Raw genomic sequence first — 16965 nt, forward strand, 5'->3', positions numbered from 1 at the left:
TCCCGCTCGTCTCCCTGGTCCGGAGCGTGTGCGCGGGCGGGTGCGCGCCGCCGCCGTCAGGCGGGGCGTGCGACGAGGGTTCCGTCCTCGTCGAGGTCGACCCGCGTTCCGTGGGGCCGGCTGGTCCGGCCCAGTACGTCGTGGAGCCAGCGCGCGTCGCGGCGGGGGGCGTGCTCCAGCCGCAGGCGGCGGGCCCGCAGGGGAATCATGCGTACCTCCTGGAGTCGGCCGTCTTCGGGTCTCAGCGAGACGAGGTAGAGGAGACGCAGGTCGTCGCGGTACTGCTCGTATCCCGTGATGCCCTCGTAGTCGTTGATCAGGTCGCCGCAGCCGTGGAGGACCAGCTTGCCTCGGTGGACCTCCAGGGGGCGGGGGTGGTGCGAGGAGTGGCCGTGCACCACGTCCACACCCGCGTCGACCAGCTCGTGCGCGTACTCGACGTCGGCGCGGGACAGCGCGTACCCCCAGTTCGCACCCCAGTGGATCGAGACCATGACGATGTCGCCGGGGCGCCGGGTGTCCCGGATCCGTGTGAGGAGGCCGGTGGCGGCGGTATGGGTGGGCCCCGAGGCGAAGTGGACGCCGCCGCGGCGCGCGGTGGCGGCCCAGTCCCGCGGAATGCCGCTGGAGGCCATGCCCAGGGCGTACGCGACGAACCGTCCTCCCCCGGGCAGGGGGACGACCACGGGCCGTGTCGCCTCCTCGGCGTCCTCGCCCGCTCCCACCGTGGACACGCCGTGCTTCGCCAGGGCGTCGAGGGTGTCCTTCAGCCCTTGGTGGCCGTGGTCCAGGACGTGGTTGTTGGCGAGGACGCAGACGTCGGGGCGGGCGGCGGTCAGGCTCGGCAGGTTCTCGGGGTGCATGCGGTAGTGGACCGCCTTGCCGGGGGCGAAGTCGTCGCTCGTGGTGACCGTCGTCTCCAGATTCGTGACACGGACGTCGGGTGCCGCGGCGTCCAGGACGTCGAGCGCGGCGCCCCAGGGATAGGTGTAGTCCACGCGGTACGGTATGGGTCCGTTGACCGCCTCGGCGAGCGCCACATAGGACCGTGCATCATGCACGTACCGCTCGTGAAGAGCGGGGTCGCCGGGGTGGGGAAGGATCTGGTCCACCCCGCGGCCGAGCATCACGTCGCCGCAGAGGAAGAGTCCGACCAGGTCACCGCCCATAGACCCAGGGTAGACGCGGCGAGGCGGGCGGGCTCGATTGTCAGACCCCTTCACTACGTTGGCTCCATGACTGAATTCGTACTGGTGGCAGGCGCGTGGCTCGGATCGTGGGCGTGGGACGAGGTGGTTCCCGAACTGCGGGCCACCGGTCACGGGGCCCACGCGGTGACGCTCTCCGGTCTCGCCGAGAGGCGGGGCACGGCGGCGGGGCAGCGGACGCATGTGACGGACGTCGTCGAGGTGGTCGAGGGCCGCGACCTGCGGGACGTCGTCCTCGTGGGGCACAGCTACGCGGGCATCCCGGTCGGTCAGGCCGCCGAGCGGATCGGCGACCGGCTGTCCCGTGTGGTCTTCGTGGACTCCAATGTGCCGGCGGACGGTGAGTCGTTCGTGTCGGCGTGGCCGGACGGCCGGGCGATGGTGGAGGGGGCGATCGCCGAGAGCGCCGGCTTCTGGCCGCCGCTGGACGCCGCGGAGTTCGAGGGCCAGGGCATGGACGAGGAGCAGATCGCGCGTCTCGTCGCCGGCGCGACGCCCCACCCGGGCGCGACGCTCACCGAACCGGCCGAACTGGCCCGCCCGCTCGGTGAGCTGCCGGCTACGTACGTCAAGTGCCTGCTGGACGGCGCCGAGCCGAACGACGACGTGGCGACGCTGCTGAGGAGCCCGCGGTGGCGGCTCGTGCGGATGGACACGGGCCACTGGCCCATGTTCTCCCAGCCGCGCGAGCTCGCCCGGATCCTCCTCGACGGCGCGGTGGCGCCGGCGTGACGCGGTCTAGAAGTTGCCGTAGTTGACCTGCCAGGTCGGCAGGCCCATGCGGCGCCAGAGGGCGACGACACGGTCGCGGTCGTCGAGCGAGACCCTTACCGCGAACCGGTGGCGGATGTGCGCGTCGAAGAGCTCGGCCTTCACGATGTCGTCGCCGCGCCCGTCGTCCGAGGCCCGCATCCACAGCTCGTCGTACGGCACTTCATGGCGCGCGAGCCATGCCTCGGTGAGGGCGCGGTGGTCCTCGCTGCGTCCGGACAGCAGCACGATCGTGTCGTTCTCGGCCCGGCGGAACGCGCGCAGCGCCCGGGCCACGGAGACGTTGAGGAGGTCGAGGTCGCAGCGGGTGAAGTCGTACGGGCCGCGGTCGCCGCGCAGCGCGAGGGTGCCGTCGATGTCGCACAGCACGGCCGAGGGCAGCGCCGGGTCGGGGACGTACGGCACGGCGGCGGGCCGTTCGCCCAGCCACTCGGCGGTCAGCCGCCAGCCGCCCCGGGTGGCCTTGGCGTGCTTGTCGGCGAGGATGCGGATGATCTCCTCGCCGACGGGCCGCTCCCGCGCGGCGTCGCGCCGCACGCACTCCTCGACCGGTACGCCGGTGAAGTCGTGCACCACGAAACGGGCGTCGAGGCCGATGACGGCCGCCTTCAGCCGCTTGGGGATGTGCGGGGTCAGGTGGGTGTTGTCGACGACGACGTCGAAGCCGCCCTCGACGGCGGAGCGCACCGCCGCGTCCTGGATGTCGAGGACGGTCCGCTCGTGGGCGTGGGAGCGGCCGCGCTCGGGGGCGGGGACGTCCAGCATGGTGCGCAGGTCGTCGAGGTTGACTCGGCGCATCCTGCCGTCGGCCTCCGTCTGGAGCCGTCGGGCGGCCGTCGTCTTCCCCGAGGCGGGCAGCCCCGTCATGACGTGTACGTCGGGCACAGCTCAGTTCTCCACATCGGTCGTGAACGGGTCGGACGCCTCGGGCCTGACGGAGCGCCAGACGAAGAGGTCCGTGGGGCGCCCGTCGAGGCGCAGGAACATGGCCGATCGGAGGTCACCGTCGATCGGCAGGGCCTTGACGGCCCGGGCGAAGGCGCCCCGGTCCGCCGCCAGATGGGCGACGCGTCGGTACGCCTCGTCGATGGCGCGCTCACGGACCGCGGCCTCGTCCTCCAGACGGGCGATGACCCCGCGCACCCAGGCGTCGAACTCGTCCGGCACCTGCTCCAGGAGCGCGTCCAGCGGCCGGCCGCCCGCCGACTTCACTCCGCCGAGCTCGGCGACCGAGCAACCCAGGCCCTGGGCGAGGCGCTTGACGGACGTTCCCGCGAAGCGCTGGATGCCGTGGCTGCGCCAGATGTCCCGCTCGGTGACGCCCGTGAGCACCTTGTGGAGGCGTACGTACTCGCTCAGCTTGGCCTTGGCCCGCACGCCGGAGGCGTAGCGGAGCACGAAGCCCTCGGCGTCCGTGCCGGTGGCGGCCTGTCCGCCGGGCAGGGTGTTCGACTCGGTGAGGGCGAGCAGTTCGTCCAGCGGCATGGCGGGCCAGGTCCGTACGACGGAGCCGATCGCGGTCCAGTGGGCGGCCGCCTCGGCGAGCGGGATCTCGGTGCCGTCGGGGCCGAAGGCGGCGAGCAGCACCAGGTCCCGCCGGTCGCCGTAGTCGACGACGATACGGTTCTGCGGGTAGAGGATCTCGGCGAGGTAGGTGACACCGGGCGTGAGCGCCCCAGTGTCCCGGCCGTCGAGCCGGCGCTGCGCCCAGGTCGCCTGCGCGCTGATGAAGGACCCCTTGGAGGCGACCTGCCACCGGCCCGCGTAGTGGAAGATCACCGCGAGGCTGCCGTCGACCTTGTCGTAGACCTCGAAGGGCTCGTCGGGCAGCTCGGGCGCGTAGGGCTGACCGGCCTCGTGCTCACCGATGTTGAAGAACTTCGGCAGGGGCAGCGCGACGATCGCGCCGGTCGCGTCGTCGGCGACGAGCCCACGGCACCGCGTCGTCACCTGGTTCCAGACCCGCTCGTACTGGCACGCCCTCGTGTACGTGTAGATCGACAGCGGCAGTTCGGGGTGTGCCTTGCGGGTGACGTGCCCGGCGTCGATGGCCTCGGCCAACGCCTGCGGGGGCAGCAGCTCCTGGAGAGTCAGGGACGCCTGGCTCATGGGGTTCCTCCTGGTCGGTGAAGGCCCATTCTGACCTGCGGAGACCCTGGCCCGACACTACTTTTCCCGGTGCCCGCGCCGCCGGGGGTCATCCGATCGGTCGACCCCCGGGTCCACCGGTCGGCTCCCCGGGGACATCCACTGGTCCGACCGGTGGCGCGCTGCGGCGCCCGCACGATGGTGAGGAGAGCGGACCGCCCGCCTCCGCCGTCCGGCGGGAAGGGACGATGCCCATGCCGCCGACCGGCGGGAAGGGACGACGCCCATGCCGCCGACCGGCGGGAAGGGACGACGCCCATGCCGCCGACCGCCGTGCGAAGGAGAACCTCCATGGATCCGAACGACCGGCTGCTGCTCGCTGACCACGACGGGACGACGCCACTCGACCACGCGACAAGGCGCGGGTTCGACGGCATCGCCGGTCTCCTGGAGGCCGCGTCGGCGCGCGCCGGACGGCGGGCGGTCCGATGAGGCGCACGAGCACGGAGACGTCACGCACTCACGCGGGCGCGGGCAGGCGCGCGAGCACGGAGACGTCACGCGCCCACGCGGGCGCGGGCAAGGGCGCGGGCGCGGGCAAGGAGACGTCACGCGCCCACGTGGGCGCGCGCGTCCTGGCGGGGGCCGCCGCGGTCGCGGCCGTCCTCGTCGGATGCGCCCCGGGCCAGGGCGGCGACGCCGGATCCGGCGACACCTTCGCGGCCGGGCGCTCCTCCGCCGCCACTCCCCCGGGCACGGCTCCCACGCCGACGCCCGACGGGACCCTCCTCGCCACCGACTTCGGCTCCGACACCGTCACCTTCGTCGACCCGAAGCATGGCGCACTCGGCTCCGTCGAGGTGGGGACCGCGCCGTACGGTCTGGTCGTCGGCGCCGACGGGCGCGCCTGGGTGGCCACCGCCGAGGGCGTAGCCGTCGTCGACACCCGCACCCGCGAGCGGCTCGCCCTCATCCCGTACGAGACGGACACCGGTCCCGTCACCACGGGCGAGTACCGGGGCGGTGGCATGGGCATCGCCCTCTCCCCCGACGGCGGGCGGGTCTATGTCGGCGTCAACGTCCCCGGCGGGAACGGCACTCTGGAGGTCATCGACACCGCGAGCCGGGAGGTGACCGACACGGTCCCCGTCGGCCGGCGGCCCTTCGACGTCGACGTGGCGCGGGACGGCTCCGAGGTGTACGCGACGGGCCACGACTCGTTCGATGTGACCGTGGTCCGGGCGGACACGCTCGCTCCGCGCCGTATCGAGGTCGCCCCGTACGGCACGGAAGGCGGTCTCGGCTCGTGGCTCAAGCCGCACTACGCGGTCGTACGGCCCTCGGACGGCCGGCTGCTGCTTCCCTTCGAGGGGGAGCGCCTCGCGGTGGTCGACCCGCGCACCGGCCGTACGGAGATCGCGCCGATGACCGCGGACACGCACCAGCACGGTGCCACGATCACCGCCGACGGCACGCTGTTCGTCGTGGGGACGGGTCCGATCGACCCGTCGGAGGACGCGGGTCCCTCGCTGACGGTACGGGCGCCCGACGGCGCCGAGCGCGTGTACCCGCTGGAGGGTCCGCACGAGGACGTCGCCGTGTCGGAGGACGGCCGCACCGCGTACGTCACGGGCGGCTTCACCCGCGACGGCTGGTGGGACGGCATCACCGTCGTCGACGTGGAGAGCGGCGAGACACGGCGGCTCGCCGCGGGTGAACGCCCGCTCGGCGTCGCGGTCCTGTAGCCCGGTCGGCCCGTGGTAGATCACCGTCCGAAGACGTCCCCGCTCGCTCGTCGAGGAGTTCCCACCGTGGTCCCGAACGCTTCGCCCGTCATCGCCGTCTTCCGTGACGTCCGCCCCTGGGGCGGCCCGCCGACCGACCTCACCGCGGTGGACGGTGTCCTGGTGGAGGCAGGCGCGGTCCCCGAGGGGTCCGCTGTGGAGTACGTCGACGGGGGCGGCCGGCTGGCCCTGCCGACCCTCGTCGACGCGCATCTGCACCCCGACAAGACGACGTGGGGTGAGCCCTGGCACAGCCGGCGACCCGCGCGTGGGATCGCGGCGTACGTCGAGGGCGACGTGGAGCTGAACCGTGCTCAGCGCACGCCCGTGGCCGAGCGAGCGGTGCGGCTGTTGTCGCACGCCGCGGCCCAGGGCACCCGGGCGACGCGGGCCCACGTCGACGTCGCCCCCGCATACGGCCTCGACGGGGTCGAGGCCCTTGCCGCTGCGCGGGAGAAGCTGCGCGGAGTCCTCGACGTCGAAGTGGTCGCCTTCCCGCAGCACGGGGTGGCGCGTACGCCGGGCGTGGCCGATCTCCTGGAGGAGGCGGCGGCCGGCGGCCTCGTCTCGCACATCGGGGGCATCGACCCGGCGGGCTTCGACCTCGGCGGCGCGGGGCGCCACGGCGGACAGCTCGACACGGTCTTCGGCATCGCGGAGCGCCACGGCCTCGGCCTCGACATCCACCTCCACGACACGGGCGAGCGGGGCCTCGGGCCGCTGCGCGACATCGCCGCCCGCACCAAGGCGCTGGGGCTGGCGGGCAAGGTCAACGTGGGGCACGCGTTCGCGGTGGCCGAGCTGTCCGGCGGCGAGCTGGACGAGATCGCGGACGTCCTCGCGGACGCCGGGGTCTCCCTGACGACGGTCGCGCTGTCGGTGCACACGGTCCTCCCCTTCCGTCGCCTCGCCGAGCGCGGGGTCCGCGTGGGCCTCGGCTCGGACGGCGTGCGGGACAACTGGAGCCCGTTCGGCAACGCGGACATGCTGCATCGCGCCTGGCTGGCGGGCTGGGCGCTGGACGTCCGGCTCGACGAGGAACTGGAGGCCTGCTTCCGGTTGGCGTCGGACGGGGGCGCGGATCTGCTGGGCCTTCCGCGCGCCGACCTCCGGACCGGTTCACCCGCCGACTTCATGCTGGTGGAGGGCGAGTGCGTCGCTCAGGTCGTGGTCGACCAGCCGCGCCGTGACGTGGTGGTGCGCGCGGGGCGTGTGGTCGCGAGGGGACACTCCCTGGGAACGGACGCCTGATGTGACGGGTGCACGGGGTGTGGTGCCCTGATCCGGACCCGTCGGGAACTGGATCTTTCCTGACGGCGTCCTCTCCCCCGGAGGGGGTCAGGTGGAGGGGACACGAAGAACGAGGCGCGGGCTGCTCACGGCGCTCGTCGTCGCCGTGGTCGGTCTGCTGCTGCTCGTTCATCACCGGCTGCCCCGGCTGCCGGGCAACCCGGTGGGTCTGGCGGAGACGTTTCTGCCCTGGCTAGGTCTCGCCGTCCCCCTCGGGCTTGTCGTCGCCGCCCTACGCCGCTCGGTCCTTTCGGCCGTGGCGTGCGTGGTCGTGGGCGCCGTCTGGCTGGGGGTGTTCCACGAGCCGTTGGCGTCGTCCGAGCCGGGTGATTCCCGGGCGTACGACCTGACGGTCGTCCAGCACAACGTGAGCGACGAGAACACCAGCCCTTCGCGCGTCGCGCGGATCCTCCTCGGCCCCGACCCCGATCTCGTCGCGCTCCAGGAGCTGACACCGTCGAGCCTGCCCGCCTTCCAGCTCGTTCTCGCGTCCACGCATCCGCACCACGCGACCGTGGGGACGGTCGGGCTGTGGTCGAGGTACCCGCTGACGGACGTCGCGCGCATCGACCTGAAGCCGGCGGAGGTGCCCCCCGGCTGGGAGCGGGGGCTTCGGGCCGTGGTGCGCGGTCCGCACGGGCCGGTGACGACGTATGTGGCGCACCTTCCGTCGGTCAGAGTGCGGGCCACGGAGGGCTACGCGACGGCGTGGCGCGACGAGAGCGCCGCACGGCTCGGCCGCGCCCTGACGGCCGACCGGTCCGCCGCGGTCCTCGTCCTCGGCGATCTCAACGGCACCGTCGACGACCAGGGATTGTCTCCCGTCCTCTCCCAGGTGCGCGGCAACCGGGACGCCTTCGGCTTCAGCTGGCCGGCGAGCCTGCCCCTCGCCCGGATCGATCACGTGCTGGGGCGCGGCGACGCGGAGGTCGGCACGACCTGGACGCTGCCCGACACGGGCAGCGACCACCTGCCCGTGGCGGCGCGCGTACGGCTCTGAGCTCGCCTTCTCAGGTCGGAGCCTACGCAGGGCCTTCGGCCAGGGAGTGTCGGTCACGCGTACTACTAGTACTCCAGCAGGACTTTGCTGTCTGACCTGCGGGTTTCGGTGGGCGGGCGGCGTGTAGCGGGACTTCGATCGTGCGGGGACGGCCTCACGGAGACCGCCCCTCGATCGTGCGACAACGCCGCAGGTAGTGACAGCGGCGGGCGACTGCTGACTGCCTACGGCGCTGCCGCTACCGCCGCCTGGCGTTCGGCCGGCGCCGGCGGACCTGCCCTGGCTGGGGACGGTGGCCGCCGTGAGGCTCATCGATCTCCCTGGTCGCCCAGTCCCTTTCATGGAAGCCGGGACGTCGCGGGGTTATCGGTCTGAAGGGCGGTCACGTCTCGGACGTACAGGGACGCCGCTATGCCTGCCGCGACGACCAGGAGGTGCGCCGGCAGGTTGAGCCACGCCTCGAATGTTCCCTCGTACCGGTAGGTGCCGCTTTCGACCTGTTTCTTACTGAGCAGGTTCGTGAATGGCGTGAAGATCAGAGGGCTTGCCGCAAGAGTCGCCAGCCACAGCGCCCACCAGACGTGCACCCGGGCCGGCGGCCTGGCGCGCTCGGAGCCAGGGACGGAGGCGCACCAGATGTCGTCGGCGATCTGCTTGGGAATCACCAGGTTGGCGAGGGGAAGGAACCAGCCGACGACGGACATCGCAGCGCTGTAGCGGGTGCTGCCGGCCTGCCGCAATTCAGCGACGGCCCGCGCGCGGATGAACCAGAGGAGCCAGCACACCACCAGAGCGGCGGTCAGCAGGATCTTGCCACTGAGCAGGACGTAGAACACTGGGTCGTCGCCCCAGGCATCGATGTCGAACAGGTCCTCCCCTTCGGGCAGCCGCCCCTCGTAGCTGTATGTGCGCGCCTCGAAATCGAGGGACGCGTAGTAGACGACGGAGGCCAGACAGGTCAGTGAGAGCAGGGCGAGGAGCCAGTGCACCGCCAGTGTGCGCCAGCCGAACGCCGTGGCTGCCGTGACGCCGGGCCGTCGGCGGGGACGGGGCAGAGGCCGGTCAGGGCGCGCGGCCCCCTGGGCGAGGGGCGGGGCGGACACCGGGGCGTCGGCGGCATGTGTCGTCAGCGCCGAAGGCACGAGAGTCGGTACATAGGTGTGCGGGTCGTCCCGTTGCAGGAGGTGGACGGCGTCCCGCCCGAGCCGGGCGAGGACCTGTGACGGCAACCAGGGGGCCTGCAGGTGCCGGGCGTCCGCCTCTACGCGGCGGCGCAGTTCGGCAAGGGACGGGCGCTCTGCTGGGTCCTTCCGGAGGCAGTCCTCGATGAGGCCGCGGATGCCTGCGGGCGCACCGGCGAGGTTCGGGCGTCCCTCCAGCACCTGGTAGAGCAGGGCCGGCAGCTGGCCCTCCGTCACGGCGAACGGCGGGCGCCCCGTGGAGGCGAATGCGAGGACGGCGCCCAGGGAGAAGATGTCACTGGCCTGTGTCAGCGTCTCGCCGCGGATCTGCTCGGGAGACATGAATCCAGGGGTGCCCACCATGGCGCCGGTCGAGGTCAGGCCGCTCGCGGCGGAACCGGCGGCCCGCGCGATCCCGAAGTCGATGACGACAGGCCTCTCAATAGTCACCAGGACGTTCGAGGGCTTCAGGTCACGATGGACGAGCTCTGCCGCGTGCACGTCAGCCAACGCCCGGGACAGGCCCGACGCCAGGGCCCACACCGACAGCTCGGGCAGTGGACCATGGTCCTGGACCACCTGATGGAGCGTCGGTCCGGGCACGAACTCCGTGGCCACCCAGGGCAGTACGGCGTCCGGGTCACCCTCGATGACGGCGGCGGTCCACTCACCACCGACCCGCTGAGCCAGAGCGACTTCGCGGCGGAAGCGAAGCCGGAAGTCCGGCATCGCCGCCAGCTCGGGACGGATGGTCTTGACCGCCATCATGCGTCCCCGAGGGCCTCGAGCCAGATAGACCACTCCCATACCGCCCTCGCCGAGACGGCCGATCAGGCGATAGTCGGCAATCCGCTCAGGATCCCCGCCCTGTAGAGCCTCCACTGCCGCCGCCCTCTCCCCTTGACTTACCACGACTTGGTCAGGCTAGTGGTGCACCCGATCAGCCGTGCCGTTCTGGCGGCGGCCGCCATGGGCCGCCCGCGTCCGCCATGCGGTGTGACACCGGGGGTGACGAACATCTGTGGAGCAGCCCACCGAAATCCGCAGGTCAGACAGCAAAGTCCTGCTGGAGTATTAATACTCCAGTGCGACTTCGTAATCCCACGTCGCGCTGGGCTGGCGTGATGGCTACCAGGCGGACTCCTGCCCGATCGCGCGGAGGACATCGGCAAACCAGACCAGGTGGTGGCCCACGGCCCGGTCCGGGTCGGCAAGTAGGTCTTTAAGGTGCTGCCATGACTCGGAGAGCTGCCCGACTGTGATCGTTCTCGGTTCGTTGGGGACGTCGTAGAGTTCGTCGCCGGGAACAGACCAGAAGTAGTCGCGTTCGAGTGCCACTGTACTGCCGGCTGACGCTTCGATGTGCTGGAGTGCCAGCTCGAAGACGTGCCGGAGCTGATCAAGCGGGATCTGCAGAGGTTCGCTGTCCATGTGCTCATCTTGCCGCTGGTAGGTGCCGGCGAAGCCGTACTCGGCCACCAGCCGCTCGTGGACCACGGCTCCCTTGATCAGAATCTCGGACCGGAGCATCGCGTCGATCAGGGGTGCGACCTCGTCCCCCTTGCGGCGACGGCCATCTCCGGGCGCGGCCCGACGAGGCGGTGCAACCCGGCCCTCAGAGGACAGGTACCCGCGGACCGTGCGGCGATTGTGCCCAGTCTCTTTGGCGATCTCCGACAGGCTCATCGTCCGGGACTCGAACAGCCCGCGGAAACGTCGAAGCTCTATCCATCGTTGCGGTTCCAGGACCACGGTCAGCCGCCCTCCGCCACCCTTCACGGGCCGGCAGCAGACTGCCCACGTTCAGTCCTCGATACGTCAGCAGGTGGGCACGTTCATCCGTACGTCTCGGTTCACGTGTACGCCGACACCGAGGTCGATGTCGACTTCGCAGCCGACGGGAGCGAAATCTTCGCCCTCTGGCGGCTGCGCTGGTACGGGCTGAGCCTGCCGGAGCCTCTTGACGTCACGGATCAGGACCCACTTCTGGCCAAAGGCGCGACCCGGGTGGTTCAGCGTCGCCGACTGTCGCTTCAGGATGAGGTTCACAGGCGGCGCAGGTATATGAGGCTGCAGGCCAGTTCGAGCAGGCCCTGATGAAGATCGGCGCGTCGCTCGTAGCGGGTGCGGAGCCCTTTGCACTGGTGCAGCCAGGCGAAGGTGCGCTCGACCACCCAGCGCACCTTGCCCCGTGCACAGCAGTGCATTCACTGCCGGGACAGGGCGAACCCGGCGCCTGGTGGACCTGTGCGGCACCGACAGTGCCGACGTCTACCTGTGCGGCACCGGCGGAGGTACGTCGAGCATCAGTTGTTCGCGGATGCCGGGATCGCCCTTCGCCTGTTCTCCGTGCCGGCCACCGGGTACGGGCGGGTGCGCGGATCTTCAGCGCCGTGCGCTCCTTGATGGTGCACGGGCCGAAAGCTGTTCGGCGCGGCCTCGAGGCAGGACGTCAGGCTGAGGCCGCTGTCGTCGCGGGCACTGCCAGACGATGGACCTGCTTGATCCGGAGCTGACTTCCACCGGACCTCCCACAGTTCCGGCCCGCACTCAACGGTGCTCGGGATTCTCGAAATCGAACCGGCAGCCGGCGTCCCACTCGGAGCGCTGGTTTCCGTGGGCGGGGATGCCACCAGTGTCCTTGAGCATCCTCGCCAGGTGGAGCTGGTTCCAGGTCATGAAGGTCGCGTTGCGGTTCGTGAAGTCGTTGTCCGGCCCGCCGGACCCGGGGTCGAGGTACGACGGGCCCGGGCCGGCCTCGCCGACCCAGCCCGCGTCCGCCTGCGGCGGAATGACGTATCCGAGGTGCTGGAGGCTGTAGAGGACGTTCATCGCGCAGTGCTTGGCGCCGTCCTCGTTGCCGGTGATCAGGCAGCCGCCCACACGACCGTAGTAGGCGTACTGGCCACGCTCGTTGAGGATCGACGAACAGGCGTACAGACGCTCGATCACCTTCTTCATGACCGAGGAGTTGTCTCCCAGCCAGACAGGCCCCGCTAGGGTCAGGATGTCGGCGGCCATCACCTGCGAGTAGATCACCGGCCACTCGTCCGTCTCCCACCCGTGCTCCGTCATGTCCGGCCAGACACCGGTCGCGATGTCGATGTCCACCGCCCTGAGCACCTCGACCTGGACACCCTGGCGCTCCATGATCCCGGTGCTGATGTCGATCAGCCCCTGCGTATGGCTGCGCTCCGGGGAACGTTTCAGGGTGCAGTTGATCACCAGGGCGCGCAGGTCGGCGTACGACGTCGTTGGGTCCGGCACGGAATCCTCCTCCAGACGCTCCGGGAGACGGTTGTGAAGGCACCGGAGATCTCCCAGTACAGCTCACCAGGCCTTAGCCCCGGGCGCTCGCGGAGCTGGGCCGGTTGCCTGACAGTCCGCCCTCCGGTCCGCCGGCCAGGGCTGTCTGCCCGCACTCGATTCCAGGCCGGGCGTAGCGCACCCGGGTTTCGCCCCGACCTACGAATTCCCCCGTGGCCAGGAGCAGACGGAAGCTATCGGGCGGGCCCGTCGGGCCGGATGCCCACAGGACTCGTCCCAGATCGCCAGCGAGATCCCACGACGACGTCCGGAGTACGAAGCGTCCGACCACGGGAGCATCGGCAAGCCGGAAGATCATGGTGATGTCGGGCTTCGGGCCGAGCCCCGCGTGCGCCGCGGCCCTTCGTTCTGCCATCGTTCGCGGACAACCGCACGGCTTGCCTGCCCTGGCGGCTGGAGCACCCTGGACCCACCGACGCGGGCACCGGCGCGCCCTCCTGGCGCAGGGCTCGCCCGGATATCCACAGGTCCGGGGGTCCACAACACTTCATGCCGCGGGCTGGGCGTGTGGGTGGTCACTCAGTTCCCTGGGGCCAACTGCACACAATTCTGCAGGTGTTGACCTCGCCATCGGTCGATCGCCCAAGGAGCGTCCGTGGGTGGGGCACCCGTTGTGAGGATGTGGCTGACGATCCGTATTCCTTCCGCGAGGGGGACGGTGTCCTCGTCGGGGTACTCGTCGTGCTGTCCGTTCGCCAGGACGAAGCCGCTGCTCGAGCTGCTGGCGCCGGGGCTGAGGGCGTACTCGCCGGGATCGGCCTCGTTATCGAGGAGCATGACCATCGCGCGGTCGCCGTTGCTGATGATGGCCAGGGAACGGCCGCGCGAGCTGGTCAGCCAGGTCTCGAGGTGTCCGGCTGCGATCCGTTCTTGCAGCACGTCCAGCGTCGTGGCGGCCGAAGCGGGCAGGGCGCTGTCAGGGAGGAACCAGGACTCGACCATCTGCACGACCTTCTCACTCGGCGGGCTCCAGGGCCCGGCGCACTGTTTGTCGGGGCTGCCCGCGTCATGGCCCCGCGACAGGTCGGACGACGGCCCGCCACCAAGGGCAGGACGGTCCTTACGGCATCGGCCACGGACGGCAGGCACCGCTCGGCTCCGTGGCATCGAGCGGGCCGCGCTGAAGACCGCATCGGCCTCCGGTCCAGTTTCTCGCGGTGCCACCGCAGGAAGTGACAGGCGTCCTTGTGCCGGCTTCTCGCGCCCACGGGCACAACGGAGTCGTCGGAGCCCCGAGCGGTCACGGCCAGGACGGGCAAGTCGGCCTGGCCGGGATCCTTCGTCGCGGCGTGGTTCAGTCGTGGGCGATGACGGCGACGGGGGCGGTGGCGTGGTGGAGCACCGCGTGGGTGACGGCGCCGATGTGCGAGCCGAAGGGGTTGCGGCGTACGCGTCTGCCGACGACGACGAGGGAGGCGTCGCGGGAGGCGTCGATCAGAAGGGCGGCGGCGGTGCCCGGGCGGGACACCTCGACGACCTCGACGTCCGGGTACTTCTGCCGCCAGGGACGCAGGGTCTCGGCGAGTGCGTCGGCCCTCTGGCGGGAGAACTCCTCGTGGTGCTCGAAACCCGAACCGGCGGTGTACACGGCGTAGGGCGACGTGTCCCAGGCCCGTACCGCGTACAAGGCGGTCTTCCGGCGCTGCGCCTCCTCGCATGCGAAGGCGATGACGGTGTCGTCGGGGTTGTCGAGGCCCAGGACGACGGGCCGGAACGCGGTGGCGGCGGACGGAACGCCGGCAGGGTCCGTGACGTGCTCGTCGGCGGCCTGTTGCCCGGCGCGCACCAGGACCACGGGCGCCTCCGTCCGGGCGATCACGGCCTGTCCGACGGAACCCACCAGGAAACCGCCGAGCCCGCTCAGCGCCCGGGACCCGAGGACCAGCAACTCCGCGTCACGGGCGGCTTCCACGAGGACGTCGGCCGGCGTCCCGGTACGCTGCTCGGTGCTCACGTCGATACCCGGGTGGCGCAGCCTCAGCCCGTCGGCGGCCTCGCGGAGGATCCGCTCGGTCCAGTGCTGGTGGGTCTCTGCTCCCAGGAGCGGTGCCTGAGCGATCGGCTCCGGCACCGGCACCCACACCTGGACCAGCCGAACCGCCAGTTCACGCAGCTTCGCCTCACGCGCCGCCCATTCCGCGGCGGCCCGGCTCTCGGCAGATCCGTCGATTCCTACGGTGATCGTGCGGGCCATGTCTCCTCCTGGGTCGGGTGTTCTGGCTCCAGCATCGCGTTCGGCAGGTTCTCGGCAGAGGGGCCATCGGTCCCCTGCTGGGGCCGGTCGGCCCCAGCAGGGGACCGATGGTGTTGCGCAGCCATCCGTTGCCGTGACGACCGACCGCGGGTCCGGCAGGCGCGGGGCCGACGACCATTCGGGCGCCGGCGGGAACGCCGTCACCGTGGTGCCCGCAGCGCGAGGCCGATACCGCGCATGCCCGACGTGAACGACCGATCCGCCCAGGATGCGCCGACCGCGCGGGAGGTGGACTCGGCTCGGGCCGACCGCGGCGGGACGGCGAAGGTGAGGGGGCGAGCCCCGCCGGCCGGCACCGGGAACACGCCGAGGTGAGTGCGCACGAGGCAACGAGAGCCCAGGGCTGTCCCCCCCGCGCGGTGTCTTCTCGGGTGCCCGGCGACGACGAGCGGTCGCCGCATGACAGACGAGCGGTCGCCGCATGACGAGGGGGCGCGGGCGGCGCACGACGAGGGGGCGCGGGCGGCGACCCTACCTGGGGGGACAGTCATGAGGCACGACAGCCACGGGGGCTGTGGCGTGGTGCAGAACGGCGTGGGTGACCGGACCCAGGCGCCGCAGACCCTCCTCGTGGCTGCGCCGGCCGACGACCACCAGGCCGGCACGGGCGCTGTTGGACAGGAGGACCTCGGAGGCCGAGCCGATCTCGAAGTGCTCGATGACCTCCACCTGCGGGTACTTGTCGCGCCACGGCTTGAGAGTATCGGCCAGGACTTCCCTGTTGATCTGCTCCAGACCGTTCGCCTCGTCCACCAGATACAGCGAACCCGGGCTCCAGGCGAGGACCGTCGGGATGCTCCAGGCGTGTACGGCACGCAGCGTCGCTCCGCGTTCGGCCGCGGCGGAGAAGGCGAACTCCAGGACCGAGTCACCGATCTGCCCGGGTTCGACACCGACCATCACTTCCGGGGCTGCTTGGGTCGCGCCGGGGTTCGGCCTTCCGACCATGACGACCGGCCCGGCTGCCTGGCGCAGCACCTTCAACGATACGGAACCGAGCAGGTATCCGGTCAGAGTCCCGTATCCGCGCGATCCCAGCACCAGCATGTCGGCGCGTACGGCCTCGGCAAGGAGGGCGGGCACCGGGTCGTCGACGAGAAGCTCGGTGGTGACGTCCAGGGCCGGATGCTGCCTGATCACGCGGGACCGGGCCTCGTCGAGCATGCCGCGCACCGACCGCTCCTCGGCCGCCCGGTCTCCGACGTACACCACGTCGGTGGGGCGCCAGACCCAGGCGTGGACGAGTCGCAGGGACGATCCCCGGCGCTCAGCCTCCTGCGCCGCCCAGTCCGCCGCCGCCGAGGCGTGGTCGGTCCCGTCCAGTCCTGCGGTGATGATGCCAGACATGTTGCCTCCCGATGCTGCCGCCGAGAGCGGGCCCCAGCGGACGTGATGACGTGAGCTTCACACGGGGCCGGCATACGGCATCGGGGCCGATCGTCCCTGGTGCGGGCCTGAGCGGCCCTGGTTGTGCTGTCCGAGGGCGCCCCATACCGGTCTCCGGCTCCGGCGGATGCCGCGATCGCCGGAAGGGCCGCCCCGGGGAGCTGATGTCCCGTGGAAGCGGAGCCGCCCGGCCAGGCGGTCTCCCGGTCCGCGTCGGCGCGGTGAGGGCAATGTGCATGGCATGGCGGATGCCTGCGATCTCCGTACGGCCGGCCAGGCCTGGTTCGGTGGCGAGCGCGATAGCGGTCGGACGCAGGACGTCGCCGGCGTCCCACCACACCTCGGCGGTCTCCTCGGCCCTGCTCCGGATGTGCAGACCGCTGCCACCGTGGGACGGGGATCGAGTCCTGCGCGCAGGAGCGCTTCGCACGACTGCCGCGGTGTTTCACTCGTTCGGCGGCCGCGCGGAGCGATGGCAGCGGGGTGAGCAACGGCCAGGTTGATGCCCAGGCCCTCGCGCAGCCGGCGGGCGCGGGCCAGGGGCTCAGGGATGCCGGTGAAGGACTGGCTTGATCTTTGACCTCGTGGTCCGAACGGCTCCTCGTCCTGGGACCGGCTCCGTCCGAGACTGACGTACCGCTCGGCCTGGACCGCTGAGCTGGGCGCCCTGCCGCTG

The 16965-nt window shown here is 71.3% G+C and carries 13 protein-coding genes and 2 pseudogenes; 5 read left to right on the forward strand and 10 right to left on the reverse strand.

Translation table 11 applies throughout. The features are described from left to right. Positions 1 to 56: 56 nt before the first annotated feature. Positions 57 to 1169 (reverse strand): CapA family protein, encoded by a 1113-nt coding sequence (locus ACFUJR_RS22415; RefSeq protein ID WP_383163372.1) that lies wholly within the window; start codon positions 1167 to 1169, stop codon positions 57 to 59. 66 nt (positions 1170 to 1235) lie between these two features. Here ACFUJR_RS22415 and ACFUJR_RS22420 point away from each other — a divergent pair, with 66 nt between their 5' ends. Continuing rightward, the gene (locus ACFUJR_RS22420; RefSeq protein WP_383163370.1) at positions 1236 to 1940 is read left to right on the forward strand and encodes an alpha/beta fold hydrolase; all 705 of its coding nucleotides are present in this window, start codon (positions 1236 to 1238) and stop codon (positions 1938 to 1940) included. Between the two features lie 6 nt (positions 1941 to 1946). Here the strand turns inward: ACFUJR_RS22420 and ACFUJR_RS22425 are convergent, their stop codons facing one another. Next, complete coding sequence (locus ACFUJR_RS22425) at positions 1947 to 2864, reverse strand: AAA family ATPase (protein WP_383163368.1); 918 nt, start codon at positions 2862 to 2864, stop codon at positions 1947 to 1949. A 3-nt stretch (positions 2865 to 2867) separates the two neighbouring features. Then, positions 2868 to 4088: an RNA ligase gene (locus ACFUJR_RS22430; protein WP_383163366.1), complete on the reverse strand. Its 1221-nt coding sequence runs from the start codon at positions 4086 to 4088 to the stop codon at positions 2868 to 2870. A gap of 330 nt (positions 4089 to 4418) precedes the next feature. Here ACFUJR_RS22430 and ACFUJR_RS22435 point away from each other — a divergent pair, with 330 nt between their 5' ends. From ACFUJR_RS22435 to ACFUJR_RS22450, 4 genes are all read left to right on the forward strand, one after another. Beyond that, positions 4419 to 4559 carry a hypothetical protein gene (locus ACFUJR_RS22435; protein WP_383163365.1) on the forward strand — a complete coding sequence of 47 codons (141 nt, stop codon included), beginning with the start codon at positions 4419 to 4421 and terminating at the stop codon, positions 4557 to 4559. Continuing rightward, a complete protein-coding gene (locus ACFUJR_RS22440) occupies positions 4556 to 5812 on the forward strand; it encodes a YncE family protein (RefSeq protein ID WP_383163364.1) in 1257 nt (418 codons plus the stop codon). Before ACFUJR_RS22435 ends, ACFUJR_RS22440 begins: the two co-directional genes overlap by 4 nt. Positions 5813 to 5824: 12 nt before the next feature. Continuing rightward, entirely contained in the window at positions 5825 to 7102 is a 1278-nt protein-coding gene (locus ACFUJR_RS22445) for an amidohydrolase (protein WP_383163362.1), read from the forward strand. 91 nt (positions 7103 to 7193) lie between these two features. Beyond that, positions 7194 to 8141, forward strand: coding sequence for an endonuclease/exonuclease/phosphatase family protein (locus ACFUJR_RS22450; RefSeq protein WP_383163360.1), 948 nt, complete (start codon positions 7194 to 7196; stop codon positions 8139 to 8141). Between the two features lie 338 nt (positions 8142 to 8479). On the opposite strand, the gene ACFUJR_RS22455 is transcribed toward ACFUJR_RS22450, so the two are convergent. From ACFUJR_RS22455 to ACFUJR_RS22485, 7 genes and pseudogenes are all read right to left on the reverse strand, one after another. Then, positions 8480 to 10234, reverse strand: a complete 1755-nt coding sequence (locus ACFUJR_RS22455) for a protein kinase (protein WP_383450659.1) — start codon at positions 10232 to 10234, stop codon at positions 8480 to 8482. A gap of 531 nt (positions 10235 to 10765) precedes the next feature. Next, positions 10766 to 11074, reverse strand: a pseudogene (locus tag ACFUJR_RS22460) (IS21 family transposase); the annotation flags it as partial. 293 nt (positions 11075 to 11367) lie between these two features. Then, positions 11368 to 11511, reverse strand: a pseudogene (locus ACFUJR_RS22465) (transposase); the annotation flags it as partial. A gap of 361 nt (positions 11512 to 11872) precedes the next feature. After that, complete coding sequence (locus tag ACFUJR_RS22470; RefSeq protein ID WP_383163356.1) at positions 11873 to 12589, reverse strand: flavodoxin family protein; 717 nt, start codon at positions 12587 to 12589, stop codon at positions 11873 to 11875. A 579-nt stretch (positions 12590 to 13168) separates the two neighbouring features. Next, complete coding sequence (locus ACFUJR_RS22475) at positions 13169 to 13591, reverse strand: hypothetical protein (RefSeq protein WP_383163470.1); 423 nt, start codon at positions 13589 to 13591, stop codon at positions 13169 to 13171. 352 nt (positions 13592 to 13943) lie between these two features. Then, positions 13944 to 14843, reverse strand: coding sequence for a universal stress protein (locus tag ACFUJR_RS22480; protein WP_383163354.1), 900 nt, complete (start codon positions 14841 to 14843; stop codon positions 13944 to 13946). Between the two features lie 531 nt (positions 14844 to 15374). Beyond that, a complete protein-coding gene (locus ACFUJR_RS22485; RefSeq protein WP_383163352.1) occupies positions 15375 to 16250 on the reverse strand; it encodes a universal stress protein in 876 nt (291 codons plus the stop codon). Positions 16251 to 16965 lie beyond the last annotated feature (715 nt).

Origin of the sequence: Streptomyces sp. NPDC057271 (assembly GCF_042668715.1) — a bacterium.
Lineage (GTDB): Bacteria > Actinomycetota > Actinomycetes > Streptomycetales > Streptomycetaceae > Streptomyces.

Coding starts and splice junctions, on each gene's coding strand:
- ACFUJR_RS22415 (WP_383163372.1), bottom strand. CDS start 1,169: ATGGGCGGTGACCTGGTCGGACTCTTCCTCTGCGGCGACGTGATGCTC.
- ACFUJR_RS22475 (WP_383163470.1), bottom strand. CDS start 13,591: ATGGTCGAGTCCTGGTTCCTCCCTGACAGCGCCCTGCCCGCTTCGGCC.
- ACFUJR_RS22435 (WP_383163365.1), top strand. CDS start 4,419: ATGGATCCGAACGACCGGCTGCTGCTCGCTGACCACGACGGGACGACG.
- ACFUJR_RS22480 (WP_383163354.1), bottom strand. CDS start 14,843: ATGGCCCGCACGATCACCGTAGGAATCGACGGATCTGCCGAGAGCCGG.
- ACFUJR_RS22430 (WP_383163366.1), bottom strand. CDS start 4,088: ATGAGCCAGGCGTCCCTGACTCTCCAGGAGCTGCTGCCCCCGCAGGCG.
- ACFUJR_RS22440 (WP_383163364.1), top strand. CDS start 4,556: ATGAGGCGCACGAGCACGGAGACGTCACGCACTCACGCGGGCGCGGGC.
- ACFUJR_RS22420 (WP_383163370.1), top strand. CDS start 1,236: ATGACTGAATTCGTACTGGTGGCAGGCGCGTGGCTCGGATCGTGGGCG.
- ACFUJR_RS22485 (WP_383163352.1), bottom strand. CDS start 16,250: ATGTCTGGCATCATCACCGCAGGACTGGACGGGACCGACCACGCCTCG.